The organism is Pseudomonas sp. B37(2017) (assembly GCF_002112885.1).
Taxonomy (GTDB): Bacteria; Pseudomonadota; Gammaproteobacteria; order Pseudomonadales; family Pseudomonadaceae; genus Aquipseudomonas; species Aquipseudomonas paraglycinae.
In genome coordinates this window covers 105,154-128,617 of the sequence record NZ_NEIX01000013.1, presented here as the reverse complement: position 1 = coordinate 128,617, position 23,464 = coordinate 105,154, and the positions used below count along the sequence as shown (strand labels likewise).

Sequence of the window (23,464 nt, the reverse complement as noted above, 5' to 3'; positions counted from 1 at the left end):
TCAACCGTTGGTGCCGGTGCCCCAGATGCTGCCCAGGCTTTGCAGCAACGAGCCGCCGACACCCTGCTGACCGAGGTATTGCAGGAGGATCGGGGCAAACTGGCCGACCATCCCGCTGTCCATGCCCAACGCACCGAAGGCGTTGTTCAGGTCATTGGTGTCCTTGACGTTGCCCAGCGCATTTTCCAGCCCGGCGGACTTGCCCGACGAGCCGAGCAAGCCGCTCAACGCCGCCAGATTACCGCTGCCGCCCGACAGCTTGTCGATGCCCGGCACTTCCTTGGCCAGTTCGGAATAATCCGTGTTGCTGAGCTGGTTTTTCGCCAGGCCCAACATGGCACTGGTGCCGCCGACCGCTTGCTGCGGCGTGACGTTCAGCGCGCTCAAGGCACTCAACAAACCGGCGGTTTCCGACGTCGGCGCTGCAGCAGCAGCCTTGTCCCCGCCCTGCATGCCCGATACCGCGCCAGCCACGTCATTCAAACTGAAACCGGCAAACACCGGCCCTGCCGCCAGGGTCAGGAGCGATGCCAGGGCAAAACCGCGTGAAATCTTCATTCAGACATCCTCTTGTGGCGTGAAGACCTTCCGTCAAGGGAGGGTCAAACTGCCCGGTTTGACCGGGCATCCGCCGGCATGTTCCGGCGCGGGCCAGCCATTTTCATACCGAAGACGTGCATGAAACGTGAAAGTCCGAACGCCGGGCGATGAATGGCACAGGCGCGTCGTGAAACGCGAGAACAGTGATGTACCCCTCATAAAAAAACGGCGACCCAGGGTCGCCGTTTTTTTATTGCCTCTTCGCTTACGCCGCACTGAACAACTTGTGCGGATCAATCACAAACTTCTTCGGCACGCCGGCATCGAACTCGCCGTAGCCTTCCGGCGCCTGGTCGAGGCTGATGACCTGCACGCCCACCACTTCGGCGATGTTGATGCGGTCCCACATGATCGCCTGCATCAGCTGGCGGTTGTACTTCATCACCGGGGTCTGGCCGGTGTGGAAGCTATGGGATTTGGCCCAGCCGAGGCCGAAGCGAATGCTCAGGCTGCCCATTTTCGCGGCAGCGTCCACGGCACCCGGATCCTCGGTCACGTACAGGCCCGGGATACCGATCTTGCCGGCTACGCGCACCACGCCCATCAGCGAGTTGAGCACGGTGGCCGGGGCTTCGGACTTGACGCCGTCGTGACCATGACCACGGGCTTCGAAGCCCACGCAGTCCACCGCGCAATCCACTTCAGGCTCGCCCAGCAGCGCGGCGATCTGCTCGTGCAGCGGGGTGTCTTTCGACAGGTCGACCACTTCAAAACCTTGAGCCTTGGCGTGGGCCAGGCGGATGGTGTTGACGTCGCCGATGATCACCACCGCCGCGCCCAGCAGACGGGCCGAAGCAGCAGCGGCCAGACCGACCGGGCCCGCGCCGGCAATGTAAACGGTGCTGCCCGGGCCAACGCCAGCGGTAACGGCGCCGTGGTAACCGGTCGGCAGAATGTCGGAGAGGCAGGTCAGGTCACGGATTTTCTCCATGGCCTTGTCGCGGTCCGGCAGTTTCAACAGGTTGAAGTCGGCGTACGGCACCAGCACGTATTCGGCCTGGCCACCGGTCCAGTCGCCCATGTCGACGTAACCGTAGGCACCACCGGCGCGGGCCGGGTTGACGGTCAGGCAGACGCCGGTGTGTTGCTCCTTGCAGGAACGGCAGCGCCCGCAAGCCACGTTGAACGGAACGGAGACCAGGTCGCCGATTTTCAAGTTCTCGACGTCGGAGCCCTTCTCGATCACTTCACCAGTGATCTCGTGGCCCAGCACCAGACCGGTCTGCGCCGTGGTACGGCCGCGCACCATGTGCTGGTCGGAGCCGCAAATGTTGGTTGAAACCACACGCAGGATGACACCGTGCTCGATCTTCCTGCCGCGCGGATCCTGCATTTTCGGATAGTCGATTTTCTGTACTTCGACCTTGCCAGCGCCGAGATACACCACACCACGATTGCCAGACATGCTTTCACCTCGCTGTTGTTTTTATGGAACCGCGCCGCCCAGGCAGGCAGCGCGTTAAGTGCTCGGGTTATTGCTTGTTGGTTTTGCGTTGTCAGTTATGGCCCTTTCGCGAGCAAGCCCGCTCCCACATTGGCTCTCTTGGGTGCATGCCATCTTGCTCACACCACAAATCCCCTGTGGGAGCGAGCTTGCTCGCGATAGCGATCTAAAGAACGACGGTTCTGTTGGCGTTCAAAAAAACCCTTCTTTCGATGTGATATCCCACGGCCCGGGCCAGGGTCAGGCCTTCGATGTCGCGGCCCTTGGCGATCAGGTCTTCGGGGTAATGACTGTGATCCACCGCCTCGACGCCCTGGGCGATAATCGGCCCCTCGTCGAGGTCGTTGTTGATGTAGTGCGCGGTGGCGCCCACCAGTTTCACGCCCTTGTTGTAGGCTTGGTGATACGGCTTGGCGCCCTTGAAGCCCGGCAGCAGCGAGTGATGAATGTTGATCGCCTTGCCATCGAGCTTGCGGCACAGCTCCGGCGACAGCACCTGCATGTAGCGGGCGAGGATCACCAGTTCGGCACCGGCCTCCTCGATCACCTGCCACACCTGCCGCTCCTGAGCCGGTTTGTCATTGGGGTCGAGGGGGAAATGGTAGTAGGGAATCTGGTGCCAGTCGGCCAGCGGCTTGAGGTCCGGGTGGTTCGACACCACCGCCGCCACGTCCATCGACAGCTGGCCGATGCGCTGGCGGTAGAGCAAGTCGTTGAGGCAGTGATCGGCCTTGGAGACCATGATCACCACTTTTGGCCGGTAGTTTGGCGCAGTCAGCTCGAAGATCATGCCGAACGCCTGACCGCGTTCAGCGAGGCCGGCGCGGAAGGATTGCTCGTCGAAACCGTCGGGCTGGCGGAATTCCACACGAATGAAGAACCGGCCCGAGAGGCGGTCATCGAACGAGTGGTGCTCGGTCACGTAGCAACCCTGCTCGAACAGAAAACGCGTCACCGCGTCCACGGTGCCGAGAACGCTGGGGCAGTCGGCGGTCAGAATCCATGTATCCGGGGCGCGGCTCATCGTTTTCTCCTGATCAGGCCTGAACGCTAAGGCCGTATTCGGCGGACGCATCCTGCAACCACAACCACCAGTAATCCGAGAAGCTGCGACGGATCAGCAGTTCCCAGGTGTCTTCGGCGGTGTGGCGGATCATCAGCTGCGACTTGGCGAACACCGTGCCGACAGCCTTGCCGACCGGGAAGTTGTTCGGGTGCACGTCGTAGCTGGTGGATTTCATCAGCACCTGACGCACGTTCGGGCCGCTCAACTCCAGCACCTGCTGGCCGCCGCTGACGTTGACGATTGCGATGTGCAGATCGCCCAGCGCTTCGCGCAGTTTCTGCTCGGCAGCGAACTCTTCACCGCTCGGCACGATCAGCAGCCACTCGTCAGGGCCCATCCATTGCAGGCTGGTTTCGCCTTTGACGATCACGCTCAGGGCGCCCGGCAATTCAATGCCCAGCGCCTTGTGCACACCGGCGGCGAATGCGGCATCGTGGCCGTCGCCACGGATGGTCAGATGGCCGAGGAGTTTCTTTTCGCGCACGGTCACGCCGGCGGTCTTGCGGCCCTTGCCGACCAGGCTGGCGAGGTCGGCGTGATGCAGCGACGACTCGGCCTTGGCCCCGGTGGTCGGGCGTTGTTGGTAAACGTTGGCTGCGGTCATAAAGCACCTATTCTTTTGTTTGATCGTTCCCACGCTCTGCGTGGGAATGCCGCCATGGACGCTCTGCGTCCGCTCTTGGGACGCGGAGCGTCCCGGGATGCATTCCCACGCAGAGCGTGGGAACGATCAGTGTCAAATGTTCTGGCGATCGCCTTTCGGATCGAAGAACACCGAAGAAACGATTTCCGCCTCGATCACGCTGCCATCCGCCAGCGGTGCGAACACCCGCTCGCCCAGACGCTTCAGACCGCCCTTCACCACGCCCATGGCAAACGAATAGCCGAGGGAGTTGTGCGCGTAGCTGGAGGTCACGTGGCCGACCATGGTCATCGGGATCGACTGCTTGGTGTTGAACACCAGCTGTGCACCTTCCGGCAGCCATACGTTCGGATCGATCGGCTTCAGACCCACCAGCTGTTTACGCTGGTCACGCACGCAGTCTTCACGGTTCATGCCGCGCTGGCCGATCCACGAGAACGGTTTGGTGCGACCGACGCACCAGCCCATGTTCAGGTCGTCCGGGGTCATCGAGCCGTCGGTGTCCTGGCCGACGATGATGAAGCCCTTCTCGGCCCGCAGGACGTGCATGGTCTCGGTGCCGTACGGCGTCAGGTTGTACTGCTTGCCGGCCTCGACGATTTTTTCCAGCACGCCCATCGCGTAGTCGGCCTGGACGTTGACTTCGTACGACAGCTCACCGGTGAACGAGATACGGAACACCCGCGCCGGCACACCGCCGACCAGACCTTCTTTCCAGGTCATGAACGGGAAGGCTTCGTTGGCCAGGTCGATGTCGGTCACGGCGCTGAGCAGCTTGCGGCTGTTCGGGCCGGACAGGGTCATGGTCGCCCAGTGGTCGGTGACGGAGGTGAAGTAGACCTTCATCTCTGGCCATTCGGTCTGGTGGTACAGCTCCAGCCACTGCAGTACGCGAGCCGCGCCGCCGGTGGTGGTGGTCATGACGAAATGGTTGTCGGCCAGACACGCCGTCACACCGTCGTCGAAGACCATGCCGTCTTCCTTGCACATCAGGCCGTAACGGGCCTTGCCCACGTCGAGCTTGGTCCAGGCGTTGGTGTACACGCGGTTGAGGAACTCACGGGCGTCCGGGCCCTGGATGTCGATCTTGCCCAGGGTCGAAGCGTCCAGCAGACCGACGCTGTCACGCACGGCCTTGCATTCGCGTTTGACCGCGGCATGCATGTCTTCGCCGTTTTTCGGGAAGTACCACGGACGTTTCCACTGGCCGACGTCTTCGAACTCGGCGCCGTTTTTCAGGTGCCATTGATGCAGTGCGGTGTAACGCACCGGTTCGAAGATGTGCCCGCAGTGACGGCCGGCTACCGCGCCGAAAGTCACCGGCGTGTAGTTCGGACGGAACATCGTGGTGCCCATCTGCGGGATGGTCACGTTCAGCGAACGGGCGGCAATCGCCAGGCCGTTGACGTTGCCGAGCTTGCCCTGATCGGTGCCGAAGCCCAGCGCGGTGTAGCGTTTGACGTGCTCGACCGACTCGAAACCTTCGCGGGTCGCCAGTTCGATGGCGGCGGCGGTCACGTCGTTCTGCAGGTCGACGAATTGCTTCGGCGCCCGTGCGGTGGCTTTTTCGTGCGGCACCTGGAACAGCGCCAGCGTCGGCTCTTCCAGACGGCTCAGGGCTTTCGGCAGGACCGCTTCGACGCTCTGGAACCCGGCTTCGGACGCAGCGCGCACGCCGCCTTCAAAACCGTCGGCCAGGGAATCGCCGAGACCGTAGACGCCGTTGATGCCGCCGACGCATACGCGTTTCTGCGGTGCTTCGCCCGGTACGAAACCGAGGATGTCTTCGCGCCAGATCGGCTTGCCGCCGAGGTGCGACGCCAGGTGAACCACCGGGCTGTAACCGCCGGAGCTGGCGATCAGGTCGCAGTCGAGCCATTCGCCCGGGCTGGTGACCTTGTGGCCTTTGACATCGATCGCCGCCACACGGGCAGCGGTCACGTGCTTGCTGCCACGGGCCTCGATTACGGCGCTGCCGGTGAGGATGCGAATGCCTTTGGCGCGCGCTTCTTCAACCAGTGCACCGCGCGGATTGCTGCGGGCGTCGGCAATGGCGACGACTTGCAGGCTGGCGTCGAGCCAGTCCAGCGCCACGCGATAGGCGTGATCGTTGTTGGTCGACAGCACCAGTTTCTTGCCCGGTGCCACGCCGTAACGGCGCACGTATGTCGACACAGCACCGGCGAGCATGTTGCCCGGGACGTCGTTGTTGCCGTAGACCAGCGGACGCTCGTGAGCGCCGGTCGCCAGCACCACACGCTTGGCGCGGACGCGGTGGATGCGCTGACGCACCTGGCCGATCGGAGCGCGGTCGCCGAGGTGATCGGTGAGGCGTTCGTGAATAGTCAGGAAGTTGTGGTCGTGGTAACCGTTGACCGTGGCGCGCGGCAACAGCAGCACGTCCGGAGTGTTCTTCAATTCGGCAACGACACTGGCAACCCACTCCACGGCTGGCTTGCCGTCGAGGCTTTCGCGGGAGTCGAGCAGGCTGCCGCCGAACTCTTCCTGTTCATCGGCGATGATCACCCGGGCACCGCTGCGTGCAGCAGCCAGTGCTGCGGCCAGACCGGCCGGGCCGGCGCCGACGATCAGCACGTCGCAGTGCTGGTTCATGTAATCGTAGGTGTCCGGATCGTTCTCGGTCGGCGAGCGGCCGAGGCCGGCAGCCTTACGAATGTATTTCTCGTAAGTCATCCAGAACGATTGCGGGTACATGAAGGTTTTGTAGTAGAAACCCGGCGGCATCAGCTTGCCGCCGACCTTGCCGAGAATCCCCATCATGTCGTTGTTGACGCTCGGCCAGCCGTTGGTGCTGGTGGCGACCAGGCCCTGGTACAACGCCTGTTGCGTGGCGCGCACGTTAGGGATCTGAGTGGCTTCGGTAGCACCGATCTGCAGCACCGCGTTCGGCTCTTCGGCACCGGCGGCAAAGATGCCGCGCGGACGCGAATACTTGAAGCTGCGGCCAATGATGTCGACGCCGTTGGCCAGCAGGGCTGCGGCCAGCGAGTCGCCTTCAAAACCTTTGTAGGTCTGACCGTTGAAGGTGAAGCTCAGCACTTTGTTGCGGTCGATCCGTCCACCGTTGGACAGGCGATTGGTCTGGCTCATACCTTCTCTCCCAGCGCCGTCGTGGCTGCTTTCGCAGTGTCAGCCTTGTCGGTGAATTGCGGCTTGGTGCCGATCTTGTAGGTTTCGAGAATCTCGTAGGTCACGGTGTCGCGGGTGACGTTGAAGTACTGGCGGCAACCGGCGACGTGATCCCACAACTCGTGGTGCAGACCGCGCGGGTTGTCGCGGAAGAACATGTAGTCGCCCCACTCCTCGTCGGTGCAGCTTGCAGGGTCCAGCGGGCGCGGGATGTGCGCCTGGCCGGATGCGTGGAATTCCTCTTCGGAGCGCAGTTCGCCGCAGTGAGGACAGAAGATATGCAACATGGGATTTCTCCTGTTAGTGGGCGACAGCCGCAGCGCCGTGTTCGTCGATCAACGCACCGTTGTGGAAACGGTCGATGGAGAAAGGTGCGGCCAGCGGGTGCATTTCACCCTTGGCCAGGCTTGCGGCAAACACGTTGCCCGAGCCAGGTGTTGCCTTGAAGCCACCGGTGCCCCAACCACAGTTGAAGAACATGTTCGGCACCGGGGTTTTCGAAATGATCGGGCAGGCGTCCGGCGTGGTGTCGACGATGCCGCCCCACTGACGGTTCATGCGCACCCGAGACAGCACCGGGAACATCTCGACGATGGCCTGAATGGTGTGCTCGATCACCGGGTAGGAACCGCGCTGACCGTAGCCGTTGTAGCCGTCGATACCGGCGCCGATCACCAGGTCGCCCTTGTCGGACTGGCTGATGTAGCCGTGCACGGCGTTGGACATGATCACGCTGTCGATGATCGGCTTGATCGGCTCGGACACCAGCGCTTGCAGCGGGTGCGATTCGATCGGCAGACGGAAACCGGCGAGCTTGGCCATGTGCCCGGAGTTACCGGCGGTGACCACGCCGACGCGCTTGGCGCCGATAAAGCCCTTGTTGGTTTCGACACCGATGCACACGCCGTTTTCCTTGCGGAAACCGATCACTTCGGTCTGCTGGATCAAGTCCACGCCGAGGGCGTCGGCGGCACGGGCAAAGCCCCACGCCACGGCATCGTGACGGGCCACGCCGCCGCGACGCTGAACGGTTGCGCCCATCACGGGGTAGCGGGTGTTTTTCGAGCAGTCGAGGTACGGAATTTCGTCCGCGACTTGCTTGGCGTTGAGCAGTTCGCCGTCGACGCCGTTGAGGCGGTTGGCGCTGACCCGACGCTCGGAATCACGAATGTCCTGCAGGGTGTGGCACAGGTTGTAGACGCCGCGCTGGGAGAACATCACGTTGTAGTTCAGGTCTTGCGACAGGCCTTCCCACAGTTTCATCGCGTGTTCGTACAGGTGCGCCGACTCGTCCCACAGGTAGTTGGAGCGAACGATGGTGGTGTTGCGCGCGGTGTTACCGCCGCCCAGCCAGCCCTTCTCGACCACGGCCACGTTGGTGATGCCGTGCTCTTTGGCCAGATAGTAGGCCGTCGCCAGACCGTGCCCGCCGCCGCCGACGATGACCACGTCGTAGACCTTTTTCGGGGTCGGCGTGCGCCACATGCGCTGCCAGTTTTCGTGGTGGCTGAGGGAGTGTTTGAAGAGGCCGAAGCCCGAATAGCGTTGCATAGTCATGTACTCCAGAACGCTCAGCGATAAACCGGGAAGTCAGCGCACAGGGCCGAAACCTGCTGGGCGACGTTGGCCTCGACATCGGCATCGCCGAGGTTGTCGAGGATGTCGCAGATCCAGCCGGCCAGCGTCACGCACTGGGTCACCTTGAAGCCGCGAGTGGTCACCGCCGGGGTGCCGATGCGCAGGCCGGAGGTCACGAACGGCGACTGCGGGTCGTTCGGTACGGCGTTCTTGTTGACGGTGATGTGAGCGCGACCGAGGGCGGCGTCGGCGTCCTTACCGGTGAGGCCCTGACGAATCAGGCTGACCAGGAACAGGTGGTTGTCGGTGCCGCCGGACACTACATCGTAGCCACGTTTGATAAATACGCTCGCCATCGCCTGGGCGTTGTCGATCACTTGTTGCTGATAGGCCTTGAAGCCAGGCTCCAGTGCTTCCTTGAAGCACACGGCCTTGCCGGCGATGACGTGCATCAGCGGGCCGCCCTGGGCGCCGGGGAATACCGCGGCGTTGAGCTTCTTCTCGATTTCTTCGTTGGACTTGGCCAGGATCAGGCCGCCACGCGGACCGCGCAGGGTCTTGTGAGTGGTGGTGGTGACCACGTCGGCATACGGCAGCGGGTTCGGGTACAGACCGGCAGCCACCAGACCGGCGACGTGGGCCATGTCGACGAACAGCAGCGCACCGACCTTGTCGGCGATCTGACGGAAGCGCGGGAAGTCGAGGGTTTTCGAGTAGGCCGAGAAACCGGCGACGATCATCTTCGGCTTGCACTCGACAGCCAGACGCTCGACTTCGTCGTAATCGATCAGGCCAGTCTTGGTGTCGATGCCGTACTGCACGGCGTTGTACAGCTTGCCCGAGGACGACACCTTGGCGCCGTGGGTCAGGTGACCACCGTGGGCCAGGCTCATGCCGAGAATGGTGTCGCCCGCTTGCAACAGGGCCAGGTACACGGCGCTGTTGGCCGAAGAACCGGAGTGCGGCTGGACGTTGGCGTAATCGGCGCCGAACAGTTGCTTGGCGCGTTCGATGGCCAGGGCTTCAACCTTGTCGACGTGCTCGCAGCCACCGTAGTAGCGCTTGCCCGGATAGCCTTCGGCGTATTTGTTGGTCAGGCCGCTGCCTTGCGCTTCCATCACGCGTTTGCTGGTGTAGTTCTCCGACGCGATCAGCTCGATGTGATCTTCCTGACGTTGCTCCTCGGCATTCATCGCCGCCAGCAGTGCATCGTCGTAACCCTGGATCTGGTCTTGCTTGCTGAACATCGCGTCTCTCCCAGCGGCATCTGTGCGCCATTCGTCTCGGTAAGGCACGGCGTTCAGCCAATGCCCTTTGATGCGATGGTATGGCCGGCGCAGGGAGGTCAAATGCCTACGGACGCCACGCAAAGGTGCGTTTACGACATGACGGGGACGACGGACTCAAACAAGCAGCTGGCGCAAGGCCAGAAGAACCACGAAATGCGCGGGATAGAGCGCATACGCCCAGCGCCGCATGGGTGGCGCGTGGAGGTAAGTGGCGTGTCGCAACAGGAACATTCCGAGCAGTGGCGCGATCAGGCAGGTCGCTATGCCGAGGATGGCGACGATGTTGCCGAACTGCGCGGATTCGTAGAGCACCCGCCACTGATTCGCCGCCAGACACACCAGCCCCGGCAGCAGGCTGAAAAACCAGGGTTTGCGAAACACCAGCAACATCGCCAGCGGCAGCAGGACGCCGAACAGACCGAACATCAGTCGCTCCGGGAACAGCGCGGCGACCAGCAAAGCACTGACACCCAGCAGTCGCGAAATCAGCGTTGGGTCCTGCCAGCCCCGCGCCACCAGCAAGCCCAGCGCCAGCGTGGGCATCACGTTCAAGGTGTCGGGCTCGGGAATGTACAAACGATAGGGAATCTCGCTGAGCAGGCTGAACAGTAACAACCAGCCCAGATAGCGCCATTCGGTCTTGCGCGCGCCGTCCCGTGCCAGATTCGCCGCCATCGCCAGGCAGAACCACGGGAACGCCAGCCGTCCCGGCACATACAGCCAATCGGCGCCGATCCCGACATATCGCAGGTGATCGAGCAGCATGCTCAGCAGCGCCAGCCACTTGAGCAGATCGAGTGCGCCGTCGCGCTGGCTCAGGTGCATAATCGGCTCGCATCCCTGTAATGTTCTGACAGCGACATCCCGTGTGCTCCCCGGATGATCTTCGGTACAGTGCGCACCATCATTGACCCCACGAAGCGCCACAAGCGCCTCGATCACGGAAGCCGGCCATGACCGACAAGAGCCAACAATTCGCCAGCGACAACTACTCCGGTATCTGCCCTGAAGCCTGGGCTGCCATGGAACAGGCCAACCACGGCCACCAGCGCGCCTATGGCGACGATGAGTGGACAGCACGCGCCGCCGATTATTTCCGCAAGCTGTTCGAGACCGACTGCGAAGTGTTCTTCGCGTTCAACGGCACCGCCGCCAACTCCCTCGCGCTGTCGTCGCTGTGCCAGAGTTACCACAGCGTGATCTGCTCGGAAACCGCCCACGTCGAAACCGACGAATGCGGCGCCCCGGAATTCTTCTCCAACGGTTCGAAACTGCTGATCGCCGGCACCGAAAACGGCAAGATCACCCCGGCCTCGATCCGCGAAGTCGCCCTCAAGCGCCAGGACATTCACTACCCGAAACCGCGCGTCGTGACCCTGACCCAGGCCACCGAGGTCGGCAGCGTCTACACCCCGGAAGAAGTCCGCGCCATCAGCGACACCTGCAAGGAGCTGGGCCTGAACCTGCACATGGACGGCGCGCGTTTCTCCAACGCCTGCGCATTCCTCGGCTGCTCGCCGGCGGACCTGACCTGGAAGGCCGGCGTCGACGTGCTGTGCTTCGGCGGCACGAAAAACGGCATGGCGGTGGGTGAGGCGATCCTGTTCTTCAACCACAAACTGGCCGAAGACTTCGACTACCGCTGCAAACAGGCCGGGCAACTGGCCTCGAAGATGCGCTTCCTGTCGGCCCCGTGGGTCGGCATCCTGGAAAACGACGCCTGGCTCAAATACGCCCGCCACGCCAACCACTGCGCGCAACTGCTGGCCGAACTGGTCAGCGACATCCCGGGCGTGGAGCTGATGTTCCCGGTCCAGGCCAACGGCGTGTTCCTGCAACTCTCGGAACCGGCCATCGCCGCCCTGACCGCGCGCGGCTGGCGCTTCTACACCTTCATCGGCAAGGGCGGCGCCCGCTTCATGTGCTCGTGGGACACCGAAGAAGAACGCGTCCGCGAACTGGCACGCGACATCCGCGAAGTCATGTCGGCCTGATCGCCTCCTCCTTGATCGTTCCCACGCTCCGCGTGGGAATGCCTCCCGGGACGCTCCGCGTTCCTGCCGCACCGCCGATGCAACGCCTGCCACCGTCATGACGCGGAGCGTCGAGGGCTGCATTCCCACGCAGAGCGTGGGAACGATCACGACTCAAAGCTACAGATGATTTTTCCCACCGCCGCTACAGACTTCGCCTCTAGCGCGATCACTCCGGCCACCTCACTCTGATCGTTCCCACGTCGAGGCGTCGAACCGTCTGCGTCGGAGTGCATCGGGGACGCTCCGCGCTCCTCTCAGCAGCACCGCAAGATTCAAGGATGAATCCCATGGGCCGAAGCCGCTACACCATCACCGAACCCGACAAGCCTCACTTCCTGACCTGCACGCTGGTGGAGTGGCTGCCACTGTTCGTCCGCCCTTATCTCGTCGACCACCTGCTCAACTGTTGGCGCTATCAACAAACCCACCAGCAACTGAAGCTCTACGGCTACGTGATCCTGGAAAACCACCTGCATTTCGTCGCCTAGGCGCCTGACCTGAGTAAATGCCTGAGCCAGTTCAAATCCTTCACAGCCCGACAGATCATTGATGACCTGCAAAACAGGGGTGCAGAAAGAGCATTGAAGCGCCTTCGCTTCAGCAAACGGGCACACAAGGAAGATCGGGTGTATCAGATGTGGCAGGAAGGTGCTCACGCGGAGATGGTCTACAGCGAAGAAGTCATGCGCCAGAAACTCGATTACATCCACAACAACCCGGTAAAGCGTGGTTATGTGGAGCTGCCGGAGCACTGGCGGTATTCGAGCGCCCGAAACTATGCAGGGCTGGACGGGCTGATCGAGGTTCAGCGCTGGTACTGAAGCTCCCGGTATCCCACACGCAGATCGTTCCCACGCTCTGCGTGGGAATGCATACCGGGACGCTCCGCGTTCCTGCCGCACCACCAATGCAACGCCAGGCATCGTCATGACGCGGAGCGTCACAGGCTGCATTCCCACGCGGAGCGTGGGAACGATCTGGCTCCCTCCCGTTTCAGCTCCATCGTCTACATTGTCTGTCGAGCCATCGCTCACATAACAATAAGCAGGAGCTTGCGCATGTCGCTAAAAGGCAAAACCTTGTTCATCACCGGCGCCAGCCGTGGCATCGGGCGCGAGATTGCGCTGCGGGCTGCACAGGACGGGGCCAATATCGTGATCGCGGCCAAGAGCGCCGAGCCGCACGCCAAGTTGCCCGGCACCATCCACAGCGTCGCCGCTGAAGTCGAAGCGGCCGGCGGCAAGGCCCTGGCGCTGCAACTGGATGTGCGTGATGAAGACGCGGTGCGTCAGGCGCTGGCTCAGGCCAATGAACATTTCGGTGGGATTGATGCGCTGGTGAACAACGCCGGGGCGATCAAGTTGACCGGTGTGCAGCACATAGAACTCAAGCGTTTCGACCTGATGCATCAGATCAACACCCGCGCGGTGTTGCTGTGCAGCCAGGCGGCGCTGCCCTATCTGAAGAAATCCTCCGGGCACATTCTCAACCTGTCACCGCCGCTGAATCTAGCCAGCAAATGGTTCGCGCAGTACAGCCCCTACACCGTGACCAAGTACGGCATGAGCATGCTGACTGTCGGGATGAGCGAGGAGTTCGCCAACTATGGGATCAGCGTCAATTCGCTGTGGCCGCAGACCATGATCGCCACGGCGGCGATTGAGTTTCAGCTGGGCAATCGGGAGTCGTTCAAACATGCGAGGACGCCGGCGATCATGGCGGATGCGGCGCATGTGATTCTAAGTAGCAGCGAGCGGCGGATTACCGGGCGGTTGTTGATTGATGAGGAGATTTTGCGGGAGAGCGGCGTGACGGAGTTCGATCATTACCGCTTTGAGCCGGGGAGTGATGCGAAGTTGATGCCGGATTTGTTCGTCGATTGAACGACAAACCTGTGGGACCGAGCCTGTTCGCTCCCACAGGTTTCATGCCGGCATCAGTACTCGATACGAACATCCCCCTTCGGCACACTGCAGCAGGAAAGAATGTACCCCTCCGCCTCGTCGTCCTCGGTGATCCCGCCGTTGTGATCCATCTCCACCTCGCCACCCAGCTTGAGCACCTTGCACGTCCCGCAGATCCCCATGCCGCAGGCTTTCGGGATCATAAGGCCGACCTTCGCAGCCGCCGCATGCACAGTCTCGCCCGGTGCCACACGGATGCTCTTGTCCGAAGAGGTGAATTCCACCAAGTGCAGATCCGCCGCCGGGACTTCCGGTGCTTCCGCCGCCTGTTCGGCCTGCTCCACCGCATCGGCACGGGCTTCCGGTGGCGTGGCGCCGAAGGATTCCTCGTGATAGCGCTTCATGTCGTAGCCGGCGTTTTCCAGCAGGCGCTTGACCGCCGTCATGTAAGGCGTCGGGCCGCAGCAGAAGACTTCGCGCTCGAGGAAGTCCGGCACCATCAGTTCCAGCATCTTGTGGTTGAGGTAGCCGCGATAGCCGGCCCACGGCTCGCCCAAGCCGTGCTTCTCGCAGATCAGGTGCAGGCTGAAGTTGTCGATCCGCGACGCCATGTGTTCCAGCTCGCGGTGATAAATGATGTCTTTCGGCGAGCGGGCGCTGTGGATGAACGTCATGTCGACGTTGCCGTTGGTGTCGTAGAACCAGCGCGCCATGGACATGCACGGCGTGATGCCGACGCCACCGCTCAGGTACAGCACTTTCGGGCTCGGGAAATCGATGGCGTTGAACAGCCCGACCGGCCCGTGCACCGCCAGCTCCTGGCCTTCATGCAGGGTGTCGTGCAGCCAGTTGGACACCTTGCCCCCCGGCACCCGCTTGATGGTCACCGAAAAGCTGTACGGCACCGACGGCGAGCTGGAGATGGTGTACGAGCGCATGATCGGCTGGCCTTCGATTTCCAGCTCCAGGGTCACGAATTGCCCGGGCTTGAAGAAGAACAGGATCGGCTGGTCGGCCATGAAGCAGAAGGTGCGCACATCCCAGGTTTCCTGGATGACTTTGACGCAACGGACGATGTGTCGGCCATTGGCCCAGGTCTGGGTGGTGACCGGATTCAGGAAGCTGTTCGACATGCTGTTCTCCACGGCCGACTGTCGGCCTTCATGTGGCGATTCTGCGTATAGCGCGAACGCCCCGTTTACCTATCCGCGACATTGACATACTTATCGCGACCAGCCCCCAACCACCGGGGGTTGCGCGTCGGGAACAGATTGCACCATGTCGCCCATGGATAAGGTTCTCGCCTGCGCCGGCCCCACACTCGCCCCAACACAAACAGATTCTTTACACCTTGCGTAGCACCCCTTAGCCGCACACCCGATCAGCCACTTTCGCGGCCACGCAGATGGCCTTGAGGATTACATCGATGGACACCGCAAAAATCAGCCTGGGCGACCCGCTGGAACCCGCACGCAAGGCCACCGCACAAATGCTGCAGGAGCGCGAGCGCACCTATTCCCTGCCGCAACCGTTCTACAGTGACGAGAGGCTGTTCGATATCGACATGCAGGAGATCTTCCAGAAGGAGTGGTTGATCGCCGGCATGACCTGCGAAATCCCGGCCAAGGGCAACTACATCACCCTGCAGATCGGCAAGAACCCGATCATCGTGATTCGCGGTGCCGAAGGCGTGGTGCACGCATTCCACAACGTCTGCCGCCACCGTGGCTCGCGCCTGTGCACCAGCGACAAGGGCAAAGTCGCCAAACTGGTCTGCCACTACCACCAGTGGACGTATGAGCTGGACGGGCGCCTGCTGTTCGCCGGCACCGAGATGGGCGCCGACTTCGACATGAAGCAGTACGGCCTCAAACCGGTAAACGTGAAAACCGCCGGCGGCTATATCTTCATCAGCCTGGCGGAGAACCCGCCGGCCATCGATGACTTCCTGTCGACGCTGAACCACTACATGGAACCGTACGACATGGAGAACACCAAGGTGGCGATTACCACCACCTTGATGGAGAAGGCCAACTGGAAACTGGTGCTGGAAAACAACCGCGAGTGCTACCACTGCAACGGTTCGCACCCGGAACTGTTGAAAACCCTGCTGGAATGGGACGACGTCACCGACCCGCGCGCCGATCAGGCGTTCAAGGATCACGTCGCCGCCTCCGCTGCCGCGTGGGAAGCCGAAAAGATCCCTTACGCCCACGCCAGTTTCGGCCTGCGCAACCGCATCGTGCGCATGCCGCTGCTCAAGGGCACCGTATCGATGACCATGGACGGCAAACAGGGCTGCGCCAAGCTGATGGGCCGGATCAAGAACCCCGATCTGGGCTCGATGCGCATCCTGCACCTGCCGCACTCGTGGAACCACTGCATGGGCGACCACATCATCGTGTTCACCGTGTGGCCGATCAGCGCCCAGGAAACCATGGTCACCACCAAGTGGCTGGTGCACAAGGATGCCGTCGAAGGCGTGGACTACGACGTCGAACGCATGCGCCAGGTGTGGGATGCGACCAACGATCAGGACCGTCGTCTGGCCGAAGAGAACCAGCGCGGGATCAACTCCACCGCGTACCAGCCGGGCCCGTATTCCAAAACCTATGAATTTGGCGTGGTCAACTTCGTCGACTGGTACAGCGAGCGGATGCTGAGCAACCTGGGGGCCGAGCCGGCGCCATACCTCAAAGGCGTGCCAGTCCAAGGCTAACAGCAAAAGCATCGCCAGCAGGCTGGCTCCCACAGGGGATTTCTGTGCACCGGAGATCCAGTGTGGGAGCTAGCCTGCTAGCGATGGCGTCATCACTGTCATCGCATCACTTGGATGACCACCTCACACTGCCATCCTCACCAATAAACTCCTCGAAAATCTCCTCCCCCACCAACCTGATCTTCGCGTACCCGTTCAAAACCCTTAGCGGATAGTCCGGATCGTTCGCATCCTTCGTCTCCGAAAACAGCACCCGCGAATGTCCGTTCAGCTCGCTGGTGGTGCCGTAGGGAATCGCTCCGTGGCCGGCACAACGCGCATGCAGCCCGCCCTGGGTCGCGTAGACGATGCCGTTGTGCAGATGCCCCCAATACCAGTAATCCGGCTCACGCCCCAGCGCATCGCACACCGGTTGATACAGCGCGGTCTTGTTGTGCCCGGTGATGTCGAAGCCCTGATGGTGGCTGAGCACCATGAGTTTCTTGCGTTTCGGCAGGCCCTTCATCCACTCGATCTGCGGCTTGTTCAGCGTTCCGTCCATGTACAGGTTCATGACGTCCGAGGCGTACGCCGTGTCCAGCCCGACAATCAGCCAGTCGTCATTGATCAGGGCAAAGTAGCTGGTGCCCTGCTGCCCCGGAAAACGCGCGGCCAGTTCCTTGAAATAACCGTGGGCGCCGCTGTACATCTCGTGGTTGGAATTGAGGGTGAACGAGCCGTGGGTGCCCATCGGCCAGCCCGCCATGTCGGTGTCTTCCTGAGAGTGGGTGCCGGCGTAATAAACATCCCCCAAATGAATGGTGAAGTCGGCATTGGCCAGTTGCATCTGGTTCGCCACCGACACCGCCGGCGCATGGCTGTTGAACGGCCCGGTGCCCCAGTCGCCGGCAATCGCCAGCGTCACTTCACGCTCCATTTTCACCAGCGCCGGATCGGTGCCGAAGGTCGCGTGATGGCGCAGGTTTTCGATCCACTTGAGCAGTGCCTCGCTCCACAGCAGATCCAGCAGCTCCCATTTGCGACAGCCCAGCAGCGTGCCGTCCTTGAGTACCTTGGTTTGCAGTTGATCGGGCGATTGCGGCAGCGGCGTCGCGTTGCCGATGCGCAGGATCGACAGGCCGTGGGACAACTCCCACGGCACCGCTGGCTCGTCGTCCGGCAGCTCGCCGTGCTTGAGCACGTATTGCGCCTGATCGTGACCGCGCTGGAGCAACTTGATGATGGCTTGAAACTCCTGCGGCTCCAGCTCGCTGATGAGCTTCATCCAGGCCATTTCGATGCGCGTGAACAAGCCGTGCAGGCGTACCTTGACCTTGTCGTATTCGTGCTTCAGATGTCCGACCGCTGACATGACGTAATCCTCTATCCGTAAGGGTTCACAGGGTTTTCATGAATTCGATCAGCGCTCGCTTGTCGTCGTCCGACAGCGTCGTGCCGTACAGGTGACCGCTGTTGTGGTTGCCTTCCAGGCGCGTGTCGTAGGTGAAGTCCGCCGAAGCTTTGGCCTGGGCGCCACTGGTCACGAAGCCGACGTTGACCGGGTCGTAGACATCGGAGCCGGTGATGAACACCTGCGGACGTTTTTCCGGCGGTTGCAGCAAGTCCCACAACGTCGGCACCGAACCGTTGTGCAGGTACGGCGCGCGCAGCCAGATGCCGTCGGTGGGCGTGTTGCTGTAGCTCTGGGTCTTGCGGTAGGCGCCAAAATCGAACGGTGGTTTCTTGAAGGTGTGGAACGCCGCCACCAGCCCGGTGGTGAACGAGTTCAGCCGGTGCGGATCGGTGCCGAGCTGGTCGATGTTGGTGGTGACCTGCCCGGTGTCGGTACGCCCGAAATCATGACAACTGGCACAATTGGCCTCCCACACCGGTTTGCCCTGGGCGACCTTGGCCTGATCCAGTGCCCACGGCCACGCCGGCGCCTTGTGCCCGAGCAGCCAGTTGGTCACCCGGTTGAAACTCGGCGGCAGCACCGATTCCGGCGTCGCGCCCACGGCCATCGCAGCCGCGTAGTTGCGCTCGTGGATCTTGTTGTTATTGCCGTCCCAGTGCAGGTACATCGATTCCCGGGGTTTCTGGTTCCACACTTGCGGCAGGTCGACGGTGCCGATGGTCGAGTCATCCGGGAAGCCGAACACCACCATTTTCGTCGGGTTGAAGGTGTCGGTGCGCCCCGGCCCCTGTTGCGGGCGCAGTTTCTGCCAAGCGTAGGCCTGCTTCTGTTTGAGCAGCGCGGTCTTGGCCATCGGAATGATCAGGTAACGGTTGTAGAGCTTCTCGAAAAAGCCCAGCTGGAACTTGCTGTTGATCGCCGCCATCACCGCGTCGGTGGTGAATTTCGGATCGCTGGCGCAATCGTAGGCAAACCACTGGAAAGCCTGCAGTTGCAGGGTATTGGCCGGTGCGCTCGGCACATTCACCGCGACGTCGCTGGCATTGGCCCGGTAGGAACCGGTGTGGCACAGCGCGCAGTTCGGCTCGACGGTCGGGTAACCGATCTGTCGCTTGGCCATGCCGATCGGCAGGTCCTTACCGTTCTCGAACAGGAACCCGAAGACTTCCCAGCCGCCGGGTTTCGGCAGTTTTTCCGGGCACATCTGCGGCAATACCGAGAACAGGTAATACGGAATCCGCGCTTCGATACCGAGGCCGATGGCGGCGTATTTGTAGTGGTCTTCGTCGGAGGCGTAATCCTGCTCCGGCACCACGCGCAGCATCTGATACCAGGTCTGGTAACCGATGAACGCCAGCAGCGCCACAACGATCAGCGTGCCGACCTTGAACGCGTGACTCTGCCACTGCCGCGCCCACGCCGCCCGCCATTCGCGCCAGCCATCACAGAGCAGCGCCAAGGGTCGGTTTTCAGGCGTGGTGCCGAGGTACAGCAGGATGCCGAGGATCAGGAAAAAGCTCAGGTCGCCCATCAGCATCGGCACGAACACCGAACCCTGGCTGCTGGTGTTGATCAGGTAGATCCAGAACGCCACCGCGATCAACCGCGTCAGCACGCACAGCCAGGAATGCACCACGTAGCGCGGCGCGTTGAAGCCCGACGGCATGTAGAACACGCTGATGCCCACCAGCAGCATCCCGGCGTTTTCCAGCCACGGGTCGGAGAGTTGCGGCGGCAGGCCGACCACCGATGTCAGCAACCCCGGCGCGAACAGCGCCGGGATCGCGAACACCATGTTCATCGCAATGCCGAGCCAGATGAAGCGTTGAAACCAGCGGATGTAGCTGTCCATATCAGTTCCCCAGATCGTTCCCCCGCTCCGCGGGGGAATGCCGCCATGGACGCTCTGCGTCCGCTCTTGGGACGCAGAGCGTCCCGGTATGCATTCCCACGCAGAGCGTGGGAACGATCGGGGGGCTATCCGAGGGCTGTTTTCTCCAGGTGTTCAAGGATGATCGGATACACATCGACCACCGCGTTCTTGCCGAACATGCAATCGATGTGGCCGTACCCCGGCACCACATGCCGGCTGTAGCGTTCCGGCCCGTGTTTCTCGCAAACCCGCTGATAAGTCTTGAGCGTGCTTTCCGGCAGATAACACTGGTTGTCGGCGCCGCTGATAAAACAGATCGGCATGGTCAGCCGATCAAAGTGCGGCATGTATACGTCGTGCCCTTTGAAATCCACCAGATGCCCTTTGCGCACGATCAGCGCCAGGTGCTCGAAGGTCTCGATGTTCGACTCGCCGAACAGCTCGTGCAGGTTGTCGTGCAGGGTTTCGTTGAGGGTGTCGTGGCGATACAGCGAGGCGTACATGAAGGTGATGCGGTGGCACACCGGGTTGGTGCAATAGCCTTGGGCTTCGATCCGCGCGTAGCCGTTGAGCGCCTTGTCGTAGAGCCGGTTGAACCAGTTCTCCTTGCTGTCGGCGTAGGCGGTCATGGATTTGATGCCGATCGCGTCAAGCATTCCCGGCAAGTGCAGACCGGCCTTCAACCCCGTTGCCGTCGCGACCACCGTGTCGGCGGCAATCTGCGAGCAGACCACCGAACGCACGCCCTGCAAACCGGCGAGCAGCGACATGAAGAACGTCGTCGCACCGTAGCAATGCACCACGCACTGCACGTCCCTGGCTTGGGTTTCCTGCTGGATCTGTGCGATGGCGGCCTTGAAGTCGTACTGGGCGATCTGGTCGCCGTTCCATTCCTTCTTGCTCGCTGGCAACAAGATGCTCACCCGGAAATCCAGCAGCCACACGTCGTAATCGTGCTTGCAGAGAAACTCCAGCAGGTTGGTCTGGATCGTATCGGTAGAAAAGATATTCGAGCCCACGCCCAGACCATGCACCAGCATCACCGGGCCTTTGCTGCCGGCCTGATAGCGGGTCAGGCGCAGCTGGACGCCGTCTTCGGTGGAGAAGAAATGCACGGCAGGCGTCGGCGCATCCAGTGGCCGTTTCAGCCGTGGCGGCGCGTCGGGATTGAAGTATTTGTCCCCGGCAAACACCCCGCCATAACTTTCCCAGAGAATCCCGGCGAAGAACTTGCCGAACCGCGCCAGCCCTTCGATGCGCTCACGCTCGTTGCGCGCATTGAGGACTTTCATGGTGGTCATCTGCTTGGCGAAATCGGCCGGCTTGATATCCATCACCCCGGAGCCAATCACCTCGCCGGACTTGTCCGGCCCGCGATACAGCGTGACGTAGAGGGTGCTGGTGTCGTGCCAGATATTCAGCACGCCGTTGTCTTCCGGCACGGTCTTGAAGGCGCTGAAGAAATAGTCGTGGCCGTCCTCGGCGGTCAGCTTCATGTCGTACTTCATGTGGCGCGTGTCGACCTGCTGCTCGAACTGCTCGAACAGGTTGAACACGCCGTTGCTGGCGGTCAGCGGTTCCGGCGACAGCGCCGGGGCGATCACCGTGCCGACGATGGTCGCGGCGTGTTCCGGCTCCTTGATCATCCGGTTGAGGTCGTTGGCGGTGATGGTCAGGGTGAAGTCGATCGGCGAGTTGTCCGCCTCGCCGCGCTTGGCAGCCGCCTCGTAAACCTTCAGGTCGGTGCTTTGCGCGGCGGTGAAGGCGCGGGAGAAGTAGCCTTTCATGGTTTCAGTGAACTGCACGCCAAGGGTCGGCGGCGCGGTCTGTTTACGCGGGGCCGACGGCAACGTGTAGTCGATCGTCCAGCCACGATCGGCGGCCAGCAGGCCCATGTTGCGCTCGCTCACGGCGGAGATGGTCAGCAGCGGGTTGACCGCCAGTGACGTCGGGATCACCGCGCCGTCGGTCACGTACAGGTTGGCGTAGACATCGGTGCCACTGGCACCGCTGAACACCTGGCCCTTGTGGTTGACCACGCCTTGCGCGGCGTCTTCGCCCATCACGCAACCGCCCAGCGGATGCACCGAGACGATGCTGTGCTTGAGCAGCTTGGTCCAGATCGGATTCTCGACCCAGATCCCGCCCAGGGCTTTGGTGCTCTGGTACAGGCGTTCGTTGCCGATCTTGAAGTTTTCCTGCTCGCCGACGCCCGGCCAGTCGATGCGCAGCTGATCCTTGCTGTCGAGGACCATGCGTCCCTGACCGCTGTCGTGGCTCATGATCAGGTAGGTCTGCATGTTGTGCAGCGCGCCGTGATACGGACCGCGCAGGAAGCTTTCGGCTTCACGCTCCTTGTACTTCACTTTGCCGCTGAAGCTGTCGTCGGTGGGCTTGCCGATCATCTCGGCGAACCCGGCCATCGCCGGCACCATCGGCCGGCCGAGCGCGCCGGGGATCGAACCTTCCTCGATGACCATGCGACTGCTGCGGTCACCCTCGGTGCGCATGTCGATGATCGAAGTGATGCAGGGGCCGACCGGTTGCATTTCCTTGGCCGAATGCGCGCCGAAACCGATGCCGTTGATGGTCTGCTCGCAGTTGTGGCCGAAGCCGAGGATGTCGCCGTTGCCGCTCATGTTCTCGCCGAGCTGCCCGGACATCACCAGGCCCTTGTCCCGCGAGCGCAGCAGAATTTCGGTGGAACCGAGGGTGCCGGCAGAAACCACCACGATGTCAGCCTTCACGAACAGCGTCGGCGCGTCGAATTTCTCGCGACCGCTGTCCAGATACTGGAAGTGCACGATCCAGCCATTGCCGTCGCGCTCCAGATGCCGCACCTGGGCCTGACAGAAAATCTCCGCGCCGTGGTTGGTGGCGTCCGGCAGGTAGTTCATCAGCGTGGTGTTCTTGGCCTTGTTGTTACAGCCCGATACGCAGTCGCCGCAGTGGTTGCACGGCAGTTGCTCGACGCCGACGTGATTGAGGTTGTTGGGCAGTTTGTCGAAGGTCACGTTGATCGGCGGCTTGTAGAAATGCGCGCCTTGCTTGAGGAAGTCTGCGGATTTTTTGTTGGCATCAAGCTTAGGCAGGTTCGGCGAGGTGCTCGGGTAGGGATTGGGTTTGAGCATCTCCCGGGCTTTTTCGTAACCCGCCTTGAGCAGGCCATCGTTATCCTCGCGCACCGCCAACGGCCAGCGTGGATCCTTGAACACATCGGCTGTCGGTTCCAGCGAGACGTTGGCATTGATCAGCGACGTGCCGCCGAGGCCGCAACCGACCACCACGTTCTGCTGCGCGTTGACATGCAGATCGAACAACCCGGTACGCGAGCCGATGTGGCCGTCCGGATCGTGTACCTGCAATTCCTCGGTCGCGGCGATCATGGTGTTGGGGTATTCGCCGGGCTGGATCTCCCGACCGCGTTCCAGCAGGCAGACCTTCTTACCGGCCCGGGACAGGCGCGACGCGGCAATGCCGCCGCCGTACCCGGAGCCGATGACGATCACGTCGTAGTGTTCTTTTATTTCGCTGATGGGCGTTGCGATCCGTGTCATGAGGGGGTTCCTCTCTCAGGCAGATGGGGCAACTCTGCGGTTGCCTGCAATCGATGGGCGAACGGGCACCTGGCCTCCGGGAAATCCCGACGGCAGTACAACGGTTTAGGCAGGAATCAAGCGCTACAGGCGGGCGTGCTGATTGGCGGCACGACGCAACGTGCGCTTTCGCGGCGAAGGTGCCGGCAGCGCGCGGAGCGTGCAGGGACTGA

General features: G+C 62.0%; 16 protein-coding genes and 1 pseudogene. 4 read left to right on the top strand and 13 right to left on the bottom strand.

Annotation, left to right across the window (positions count from 1 at the left end; genetic code table 11):
- The 9 genes from CAF90_RS25890 to CAF90_RS25850 all read right to left on the bottom strand — a co-directional run bounded on the left by CAF90_RS25890 (position 1) and on the right by CAF90_RS25850 (position 10,595).
- Complete coding sequence (locus CAF90_RS25890) at positions 1 to 558, bottom strand: DUF2780 domain-containing protein (RefSeq protein WP_007959813.1); 558 nt, start codon at positions 556 to 558, stop codon at positions 1 to 3.
- A 247-nt stretch (positions 559 to 805) separates the two neighbouring features.
- Positions 806 to 2,005: a formaldehyde dehydrogenase, glutathione-independent gene (fdhA, locus tag CAF90_RS25885; protein ID WP_007959809.1), complete on the bottom strand. Its 1,200-nt coding sequence runs from the start codon at positions 2,003 to 2,005 to the stop codon at positions 806 to 808.
- A 205-nt stretch (positions 2,006 to 2,210) separates the two neighbouring features.
- Entirely contained in the window at positions 2,211 to 3,068 is an 858-nt protein-coding gene (purU, locus tag CAF90_RS25880) for a formyltetrahydrofolate deformylase (RefSeq protein ID WP_007959808.1), read from the bottom strand.
- A 13-nt stretch (positions 3,069 to 3,081) separates the two neighbouring features.
- Positions 3,082 to 3,714 carry a sarcosine oxidase subunit gamma gene (locus tag CAF90_RS25875; protein WP_064599941.1) on the bottom strand — a complete coding sequence of 211 codons (633 nt, stop codon included), beginning with the start codon at positions 3,712 to 3,714 and terminating at the stop codon, positions 3,082 to 3,084.
- 132 nt (positions 3,715 to 3,846) lie between these two features.
- On the bottom strand, positions 3,847 to 6,864 hold the full coding sequence (locus CAF90_RS25870) for a sarcosine oxidase subunit alpha (RefSeq protein ID WP_085608922.1): 3,018 nt from the start codon (positions 6,862 to 6,864) through the stop codon (positions 3,847 to 3,849).
- Positions 6,861 to 7,190, bottom strand: coding sequence for a sarcosine oxidase subunit delta (locus CAF90_RS25865; protein WP_085608921.1), 330 nt, complete (start codon positions 7,188 to 7,190; stop codon positions 6,861 to 6,863). Before CAF90_RS25865 ends, CAF90_RS25870 begins: the two co-directional genes overlap by 4 nt.
- 13 nt (positions 7,191 to 7,203) lie before the next feature.
- The gene (locus CAF90_RS25860; protein WP_003206307.1) at positions 7,204 to 8,454 is read right to left on the bottom strand and encodes a sarcosine oxidase subunit beta; all 1,251 of its coding nucleotides are present in this window, start codon (positions 8,452 to 8,454) and stop codon (positions 7,204 to 7,206) included.
- A gap of 20 nt (positions 8,455 to 8,474) precedes the next feature.
- The gene (gene glyA, locus CAF90_RS25855; protein ID WP_007959804.1) at positions 8,475 to 9,728 is read right to left on the bottom strand and encodes a serine hydroxymethyltransferase; all 1,254 of its coding nucleotides are present in this window, start codon (positions 9,726 to 9,728) and stop codon (positions 8,475 to 8,477) included.
- Between the two features lie 156 nt (positions 9,729 to 9,884).
- Positions 9,885 to 10,595 (bottom strand): TraX family protein, encoded by a 711-nt coding sequence (locus CAF90_RS25850; RefSeq protein WP_085608920.1) that lies wholly within the window; start codon positions 10,593 to 10,595, stop codon positions 9,885 to 9,887.
- Positions 10,596 to 10,723: 128 nt separating this feature from the next.
- Between CAF90_RS25850 and CAF90_RS25845 the strand changes: the two genes are divergently transcribed.
- The 3 genes and pseudogenes from CAF90_RS25845 to CAF90_RS25835 all read left to right on the top strand — a co-directional run bounded on the left by CAF90_RS25845 (position 10,724) and on the right by CAF90_RS25835 (position 13,689).
- A complete protein-coding gene (locus tag CAF90_RS25845) occupies positions 10,724 to 11,764 on the top strand; it encodes a low specificity L-threonine aldolase (protein WP_085608919.1) in 1,041 nt (346 codons plus the stop codon).
- 329 nt (positions 11,765 to 12,093) lie between these two features.
- Positions 12,094 to 12,627, top strand: a pseudogene (locus CAF90_RS25840) (transposase).
- Between the two features lie 237 nt (positions 12,628 to 12,864).
- The gene (locus CAF90_RS25835) at positions 12,865 to 13,689 is read left to right on the top strand and encodes an NAD(P)-dependent oxidoreductase (RefSeq protein ID WP_085608918.1); all 825 of its coding nucleotides are present in this window, start codon (positions 12,865 to 12,867) and stop codon (positions 13,687 to 13,689) included.
- A gap of 53 nt (positions 13,690 to 13,742) precedes the next feature.
- Here the strand turns inward: CAF90_RS25835 and gbcB are convergent, their stop codons facing one another.
- Complete coding sequence (gene gbcB / locus CAF90_RS25830; protein WP_007959796.1) at positions 13,743 to 14,843, bottom strand: glycine-betaine demethylase subunit GbcB; 1,101 nt, start codon at positions 14,841 to 14,843, stop codon at positions 13,743 to 13,745.
- A gap of 293 nt (positions 14,844 to 15,136) precedes the next feature.
- Here gbcB and gbcA point away from each other — a divergent pair, with 293 nt between their 5' ends.
- Entirely contained in the window at positions 15,137 to 16,429 is a 1,293-nt protein-coding gene (gbcA, locus tag CAF90_RS25820) for a glycine-betaine demethylase subunit GbcA (protein WP_085608917.1), read from the top strand.
- A 106-nt stretch (positions 16,430 to 16,535) separates the two neighbouring features.
- Here gbcA and CAF90_RS25815 read toward each other — a convergent pair whose 3' ends face one another.
- The 3 genes from CAF90_RS25815 to CAF90_RS25805 all read right to left on the bottom strand — a co-directional run bounded on the left by CAF90_RS25815 (position 16,536) and on the right by CAF90_RS25805 (position 23,252).
- Entirely contained in the window at positions 16,536 to 17,780 is a 1,245-nt protein-coding gene (locus CAF90_RS25815) for a metallophosphoesterase (protein ID WP_085608916.1), read from the bottom strand.
- Positions 17,781 to 17,805: 25 nt separating this feature from the next.
- Entirely contained in the window at positions 17,806 to 19,674 is a 1,869-nt protein-coding gene (locus CAF90_RS25810; RefSeq protein WP_085608915.1) for a hypothetical protein, read from the bottom strand.
- 125 nt (positions 19,675 to 19,799) lie between these two features.
- Positions 19,800 to 23,252, bottom strand: a complete 3,453-nt coding sequence (locus CAF90_RS25805; protein WP_085608914.1) for a GMC family oxidoreductase N-terminal domain-containing protein — start codon at positions 23,250 to 23,252, stop codon at positions 19,800 to 19,802.
- Positions 23,253 to 23,464: the final 212 nt, after the last annotated feature.

Excerpts from the sequence above, each read along its gene's own strand:
- CAF90_RS25815 (WP_085608916.1), bottom strand. The coding sequence starts at position 17,780 with ATGTCAGCGGTCGGACATCTGAAGCACGAATACGACAAGGTCAAGGTA.
- CAF90_RS25835 (WP_085608918.1), top strand. The coding sequence starts at position 12,865 with ATGTCGCTAAAAGGCAAAACCTTGTTCATCACCGGCGCCAGCCGTGGC.
- gbcA (WP_085608917.1), top strand. The coding sequence starts at position 15,137 with ATGGACACCGCAAAAATCAGCCTGGGCGACCCGCTGGAACCCGCACGC.
- CAF90_RS25875 (WP_064599941.1), bottom strand. The coding sequence starts at position 3,714 with ATGACCGCAGCCAACGTTTACCAACAACGCCCGACCACCGGGGCCAAG.
- CAF90_RS25865 (WP_085608921.1), bottom strand. The coding sequence starts at position 7,190 with ATGTTGCATATCTTCTGTCCTCACTGCGGCGAACTGCGCTCCGAAGAG.
- purU (WP_007959808.1), bottom strand. The coding sequence starts at position 3,068 with ATGAGCCGCGCCCCGGATACATGGATTCTGACCGCCGACTGCCCCAGC.
- fdhA (WP_007959809.1), bottom strand. The coding sequence starts at position 2,005 with ATGTCTGGCAATCGTGGTGTGGTGTATCTCGGCGCTGGCAAGGTCGAA.
- CAF90_RS25810 (WP_085608915.1), bottom strand. The coding sequence starts at position 19,674 with ATGGACAGCTACATCCGCTGGTTTCAACGCTTCATCTGGCTCGGCATT.
- CAF90_RS25850 (WP_085608920.1), bottom strand. The coding sequence starts at position 10,595 with ATGCACCTGAGCCAGCGCGACGGCGCACTCGATCTGCTCAAGTGGCTG.
- gbcB (WP_007959796.1), bottom strand. The coding sequence starts at position 14,843 with ATGTCGAACAGCTTCCTGAATCCGGTCACCACCCAGACCTGGGCCAAT.
- CAF90_RS25845 (WP_085608919.1), top strand. The coding sequence starts at position 10,724 with ATGACCGACAAGAGCCAACAATTCGCCAGCGACAACTACTCCGGTATC.
- CAF90_RS25870 (WP_085608922.1), bottom strand. The coding sequence starts at position 6,864 with ATGAGCCAGACCAATCGCCTGTCCAACGGTGGACGGATCGACCGCAAC.
- glyA (WP_007959804.1), bottom strand. The coding sequence starts at position 9,728 with ATGTTCAGCAAGCAAGACCAGATCCAGGGTTACGACGATGCACTGCTG.
- CAF90_RS25805 (WP_085608914.1), bottom strand. The coding sequence starts at position 23,252 with ATGACACGGATCGCAACGCCCATCAGCGAAATAAAAGAACACTACGAC.
- CAF90_RS25890 (WP_007959813.1), bottom strand. The coding sequence starts at position 558 with ATGAAGATTTCACGCGGTTTTGCCCTGGCATCGCTCCTGACCCTGGCG.
- CAF90_RS25860 (WP_003206307.1), bottom strand. The coding sequence starts at position 8,454 with ATGCAACGCTATTCGGGCTTCGGCCTCTTCAAACACTCCCTCAGCCAC.